This window comes from Hydrogenophaga sp. (genome assembly GCF_018780075.1).
Taxonomy (GTDB): Bacteria; Pseudomonadota; Gammaproteobacteria; order Burkholderiales; family Burkholderiaceae_C; genus Hydrogenophaga.
This window is the reverse complement of record NZ_JADMKB010000167.1, coordinates 1-6,122: the sequence shown is the minus strand read 5'-3', so window position 1 is coordinate 6,122 and position 6,122 is coordinate 1. Positions and strand designations below refer to the sequence as shown.

Below are 6,122 nucleotides of genomic sequence, written 5' to 3'. Positions count from 1 at the left end.
TCCAGCAGGCGCAGATGTTCAGCCTGATGGACGAGAACATCCACAACATCGCCATTGAAGGCGTGTTTGACGACTGCCAGGACATTGTCAAGAACGTCAGTAACGATCTGGACTTCAAGCGCAAGTACAAGATCGGCACCGTCAATTCCATCAACTGGGCGCGCCTGCTGGCGCAGGTGGTCTATTACTTCGCTGGCTATTTCCAGGCGACCACGAGCAACGAGCAGAAGGTGAGTTTCACCGTGCCCAGCGGCAATTTCGGCAACATCTGCGCCGGTCACGTGGCCCGCCAGATGGGCCTGCCCATCGAGCGCCTGGTGGCGGCCACCAACGAAAACGACGTGCTCGACGAGTTCTTTCGCACAGGTACCTACCGGGTGCGTGGCAGTTCGGACACCTACGAAACCTCCAGCCCGTCGATGGACATTTCCAAGGCCAGCAACTTCGAGCGGTTTGTGTTCGACCTGCTGGGTCGTGACAGTGCGCGCACGAAGCGCCTGTTCGACGAGGAGCTGCGCCTGCACGGCCGCTTCGATCTCGGCAACGACCCACTGTTCGCGCACGCCGCCACGATGTACGGTTTTGCCAGTGGCAAGAGCACACATGCCAACCGCCTCGCAACGATCAAGGACACCTTCGAACGTTTCGGGGTGATGGTCGACACCCACACCGCCGATGGTGTGAAGGTGGCGCGGGAGCTGCGTCGCCCGGGCGAGACGATGGTCGTGCTGGAAACGGCGCTGCCCATCAAGTTTGCCGACACCATCCGCGAAGCCCTGGGGCGCGACCCGCACCGGCCTGCTCAGTTCGATGGCATCGAAGCCCTGCCCAAGCGGGTGAGGGTGATGCAGGCCGACACGGTCGCGGTCAAGCGCTACATCGTTGACCATTGCCCGGTGTGAGCCGCGGCGGCGTTCGTCAATGAAGGTCGTCGGCTTCGCCGGTTTTTCGGGCTCCGGCAAGACCACGCTGGTCGAGCAACTGATCCCGGCGCTCAAGTTGCGCGGCCTTCGCGTGTCGGTGGTCAAACACGCGCACCACCAGTTCGACATCGACCACCCGGGGAAAGACACCTGGCGTCACCGGGAGGCCGGCGCCTTCGAGGTGGTGGTCGCTTCGGCGAAACGGCTGGTGCTGATGCGCGAATTCGAGCGTGATCGCGAGCTGAGCGTGCACCACCTGCTGGCCGAGCTGTACGCCGGCGTGGACTGGGTGTTGGTGGAAGGCTTCAAGGACAGCGACCTGCAGAAGATCGAGGTCTGGCGCGCGGCCAGCGCCAAACCCGCCCGCTACCCCGACGACCCGTTCATCGTGGCCATCGCCACCGACAGCCCCGGACAGCTGCCCGAAGCGACCCAGCGGCCGGTGCTGGATTTGAACGATGCCGACGCCCTGGCCACCTGGCTGGTCGACAATGGGGATCGTTTCGACTACAACCCCGACGCCTACCTCTGACCACGCTGTTGCGCAGCACCTCTTTCCACTGGCCATGACCGCTGCACCCCAACCCCACCGTGCTCCCCTGATGTCGTTGGACAACGCGCTGAGCGAGGTGCTCGGCCGCGTGACGCCGCTGGTGCGCACCGAGTCCGTGGCCACCTTCGACGCCGACCACCGGGTGCTCTCCACCGACCTGGTGTCCGCGCTGCACGTGCCACCGCAGGACAACTCGTCGATGGACGGATACGCCGTGCGCGTGGCCGATGTGAGCGCCAAAGGCGTGGTGCTGCCCGTGTCCCAGCGCATCGCGGCCGGTCACGCGGCCCAGCCGCTGCAGCCGGGCACCTGCGCGCGCATCTTCACCGGCGCGCCCATGCCGGCGGGTGCCGACGCGGTGGTGATGCAGGAAGACACGCGCGAGGTGGGCGGCGACCTGCACGCTGCGCACATCGACGCCGTGCCCGCGCCCGGCCAGTGGGTGCGCCGCGCTGGCGAAGACGTGACGCGGGGTGCCGTGGTGCTGCCCCGCGGCACCCGGCTGTCGCCTGCCAGCCTGGGCCTGGCCGCCGGCATCGGCATGGCACACCTGACCGTCATGGCGCGACCGCGGGTCGCCTTGTTCTCCACCGGCGACGAACTCGTGATGCCGGGCGAGGTGGCGCCCGAGGCGATGAAACCCGGTGCCATCTACAACTCGAACCGTTTTTTCCTGCGCACGCTGCTGCTGCGCCTGGGCTGCGAGGTGAGCGACCTGGGCATCGTGCCCGACCAGCGCGACCTGACGCTCGCTGCCCTCAAGACCGCTGCAGACCACCACGACCTCATCCTCACCAGCGGCGGCGTGTCGGTGGGTGAAGAGGACCACATCAAACCCGCCGTGCAACAGCTCGGCAGCCTGGACCTGTGGCAGATCGCGATGAAGCCGGGCAAGCCCTTTGCGTACGGCACCGTGCGGCGCGATGCTGGTGCGGGCACCGATGCGGCCCAGCCTTGCCACTTCATCGGTCTGCCGGGCAACCCGGTGTCCAGCTTTGTCACCTTCCTGCTGCTGGTCCGGCCTTTCCTGCTGAAGCTGCAGGGTGCGCCGGTGCCGGCATGGCAGCCGGTCATGTTGCCTGCCCACTTCGATCTGCCGAGAGCCGACAAGCGCCGCGAATTCCTGCGCGTGCGCCGCAACGCGGCCGGTGGCCTGGACCTGTTTCCCAATCAGAGCTCGGGTGTGCTGACCTCGGCGGTCTGGGGCGACGGCCTGGTGGACAACCCGGCCGGCCATACCATCGCCCACGGTGACACCGTGGCCTACTTCCCCTTCGCGGACCTGCTCGCATGAAAGTCACCCTGCGGTATTTCGCCTCCATCCGCGAGGCCATCGGTGCCGGCAACGAAGTGCTGGAAACCAGCGCCACGACGCTGGCCGCGCTGCGCGATGAGCTCATCGGCCGAGGAGGTGCGCACGCCGAAGCCCTGGCACGAGGCCGCGCGGTGCGCGTCTCGATCAACCAGACCATGGCCGATGAATCCGCGGCGCTGGTCGACAACGCCGAAGTCGCCTTCTTCCCGCCCGTGACCGGAGGCTGAACATGGACGCCCGAGTCAGCATCCAGACCCAGGACTTCGACCTGTCGGCCGAGGTGGCCCGCTTGCGTGCCGATGAAAAGGGCGTGGGCGCCGTGTGCACCTTTGTAGGCACGGTCCGCGACCGCAACGACGGCCAGAGCGTCAGCACCATGGAGCTGGAGCACTACCCGGGCATGACGGAGAAGAGCATCGAAGCCATGATCGACGAAGCCCATCGGCGCTTCGACATCTTGGGTGCCCGTGTGATCCACCGCGTGGGCCTGCTGCAGCCGCTGGACCAGATCGTGCTGGTGGCGGTGACCTCGGCCCACCGGGGCGAGAGCTTCCAGGCCTGTGAGTTCCTGATGGACTACCTGAAGACCCAGGCGCCGTTCTGGAAGAAGGAGCAGACGCCCGACGGCGCGCGCTGGGTGGACGCGCGGGTCAGCGACGACGCCGCGCTGGCCAAATGGGGCATCGGCAGCCAGAACGCGTGAAGGCGCCGTGGCCATGACCTTGAGCGCCGCCGACATCGCGTCCATCGAACGCGCCACGCTCGCCGCGGTGGCGCCCGAACGGGTCGAGGCCATCGAGGGCTGGCTGCTGCCCATGGACCACGGCACCGTTGGTCGAGCCCACAGCGCTGTTCCCTTACACCACGGCGCCCACGATCCCGCATGGATCGACCTCATCGCCCGACGCTACCGCGACGCCGGGGTGCGACCCGTGTTCCGCCTGCCGGACCAGCCGTCGTTCGAGGCCTGGTGGCCGGCGTTGACGGCACGGGGTTTCAAGAGCGAGCAGCCCACGCTGACCCAGACCGGCGCCTTGCAAGGCCTCCTGGGCCTCGCCAGCGACACCGACGGCGTCTCCCTGGACGAGCGTCCCGACGCGGCCTGGATGGCCATGTTTCTGGGGGAAGGGCTCGATCCGGTGGACGGCGCGAGCCGCTCGCGCGCCTTGTCGCGCGCCGAGGGCACCCTGTTCGCCAGCCTGCGCGAAGGCGGGCAGACCCTGGCCTGCGGCGCCGCCAGCTTCACCGAGGGCTGGCTCAGCATGCACGGCCTGCGCACGGCGGCCGGACAGCGCGGGCGGGGGCTGGCGGGCCGGCTGATCCGTGGCATGGCGCTGGAGGCGCAGCGCCGGGGCATCGCCCGCGCGTTCCTGCAGGTCGATGCCGCCAATGCGCCGGCGCTGGCGCTGTATCGACGGGCCGGCATGACCACCGCTTGGCCCTACACCTACTGGCGCGCACCCCTGTAGCCGGTCGGTTCGCGCACCGAGGCCGGTGCCGTGCGCCTCGCCGGCAAGCTTGATGCAGGTCAAACGACGTCGTTTCGCGTCTTGAAAACCGCGCGTTCAGCGCCAGATGCACTCCAATCAAATTTTTGCGGAGTGCCTGTTCATGCGACTCGACAAACTCACCACCAAATTCCAGGAAGCCCTGGGCGAAGCCCAGACCTTGGCGCTGGGCGCCGACAACGCCTACATCGAACCGGCCCACCTGCTGCTGGCCATGCTGCGCCAGACCGACGGCCCGCAGTCGCTGCTGCAGCGCGCGGGCGTGAACGTGCAGGGCCTGGCCAAAGCGACCGAGGCGGCCGTGAAGCGCCTGCCCGAGGTGCAGGGGCAGGACCAGGTGCAGCCCAGCCCCGATCTGGGCAAGCTGCTGCAGGCCACGGAAAAGGAGGCCATCAAGCGCGGTGACGAGTTCATTGCCAGTGAGCTGTTCCTGCTGGCGGTGGCCGATCAGAAAGGAGAACTCGGTCGCATCGCCAACGAAAACGGGTTGACCCGCAAGAGCCTGGAAAGCGCCATCACCGCCGTGCGCGGTGGCCAGAAAATGGACAGCCCCGAAGCCGAAGGCCAGCGCGAGGCGCTGAAAAAATACACCATGGACCTGACCGAGCGCGCCCGCCTGGGCAAGCTCGACCCGGTGATCGGCCGCGACGACGAGATTCGCCGCGCGATCCAGGTGCTGCAGCGCCGCACCAAGAACAACCCGGTGCTGATCGGCGAACCCGGCGTGGGCAAGACGGCCATCGTCGAGGGCCTGGCCCAGCGCATCGTGGCCGGCGAGGTGCCGGATTCGCTCAAGGGCAAGCGCGTGCTGAGTCTGGACATGGCCGCGCTGCTGGCCGGTGCCAAGTTCCGTGGTGAATTTGAAGAGCGCCTGAAGACCGTGCTGAACGAGCTGGCCAAAGACGAAGGCCAGACCATCGTCTTCATCGATGAGCTGCACACCATGGTGGGCGCGGGCAAGGCCGAGGGCGCGATGGACGCGGGCAACATGCTCAAGCCGGCCTTGGCGCGTGGTGAGCTGCACTGCGTGGGCGCGACCACGCTGGACGAATACCGCAAATACATTGAAAAGGACGCCGCGCTGGAGCGCCGCTTCCAGAAGATCCTGGTCGGCGAGCCGACGGTGGAGGCGACCATCGCCATCCTGCGCGGCCTGAAGGAGCGCTACCAGGTGCACCACGGTGTGGACATCACCGACCCCGCCATCGTGGCCGCGGCCGAGCTGAGCCACCGCTACATCACCGACCGCTTCCTGCCCGACAAGGCGATCGACCTGATCGACGAGGCCGCGTCCAAGATCAAGATCGAGATGGACTCCAAGCCCGAGGTGATGGACAAGCTCGACCGCCGCCTGATCCAGCTGCAGATCGAGCGCGAAGCCGTCAAGAAAGAAAAGGACGAAGCCTCGCAGAAGCGGCTGACCCTGATCGAAGAAGAGATCACGCGGTTGCAGAAAGAGATCGCCGATCTCGATGAGATCTGGAAGTCCGAGAAGGCCACGGCCCAGGGCAGCGCCCAGGTGCGTGAAGAGATCGACAAGCTGCGCCAGCAGATCGAAAGCCTGACCCGCAAGGGCGATCTCGCCAAGGTGGCCGAGCTGCAGTACGGCAAGCTGCCCGATCTGGAGAAGCGCCTGAAGGAAGCCCAGGACAAGGAAGCCGGTAAGGCCAAGGGCGGCGCGGGCGTGGGCCCCCAGCTGCTGCGCACCCAGGTCGGCGCCGAAGAGATCGCCGAGGTGGTGGCGCGCGCCACCGGCATCCCGGTCGCCAAGCTGATGCAGGGCGAGCGCGACAAGCTGCTGGTGATGGAAGACAAGCTGCACA

6 protein-coding genes and 1 pseudogene are annotated in these 6,122 nt (G+C 67.1%); all 7 read left to right on the top strand.

Annotation, left to right across the window (positions count from 1 at the left end; genetic code table 11):
• Positions 1 to 902, top strand: a pseudogene (locus IV088_RS24690) (threonine synthase); the annotation flags it as partial.
• A gap of 19 nt (positions 903 to 921) precedes the next feature.
• Positions 922 to 1,455 (top strand): molybdopterin-guanine dinucleotide biosynthesis protein B, encoded by a 534-nt coding sequence (gene mobB / locus IV088_RS24685; protein ID WP_291107310.1) that lies wholly within the window; start codon positions 922 to 924, stop codon positions 1,453 to 1,455.
• A 34-nt stretch (positions 1,456 to 1,489) separates the two neighbouring features.
• Complete coding sequence (glp, locus tag IV088_RS24680; RefSeq protein ID WP_291107307.1) at positions 1,490 to 2,770, top strand: gephyrin-like molybdotransferase Glp; 1,281 nt, start codon at positions 1,490 to 1,492, stop codon at positions 2,768 to 2,770.
• The gene (locus IV088_RS24675) at positions 2,767 to 3,018 is read left to right on the top strand and encodes a MoaD/ThiS family protein (protein ID WP_291107304.1); all 252 of its coding nucleotides are present in this window, start codon (positions 2,767 to 2,769) and stop codon (positions 3,016 to 3,018) included. The genes glp and IV088_RS24675 overlap by 4 nt, the downstream gene beginning before the upstream one ends.
• Before the next feature lie 2 nt (positions 3,019 to 3,020).
• On the top strand, positions 3,021 to 3,494 hold the full coding sequence (gene moaE / locus IV088_RS24670) for a molybdopterin synthase catalytic subunit MoaE (protein ID WP_291107301.1): 474 nt from the start codon (positions 3,021 to 3,023) through the stop codon (positions 3,492 to 3,494).
• Between the two features lie 13 nt (positions 3,495 to 3,507).
• Positions 3,508 to 4,260, top strand: coding sequence for a GNAT family N-acetyltransferase (locus IV088_RS24665; protein ID WP_291107298.1), 753 nt, complete (start codon positions 3,508 to 3,510; stop codon positions 4,258 to 4,260).
• Between the two features lie 142 nt (positions 4,261 to 4,402).
• Positions 4,403 to 6,122: Clp protease N-terminal domain-containing protein (locus IV088_RS24660; protein WP_291107296.1), on the top strand; the 1,720-nt coding region annotated here is incomplete at its 3' end.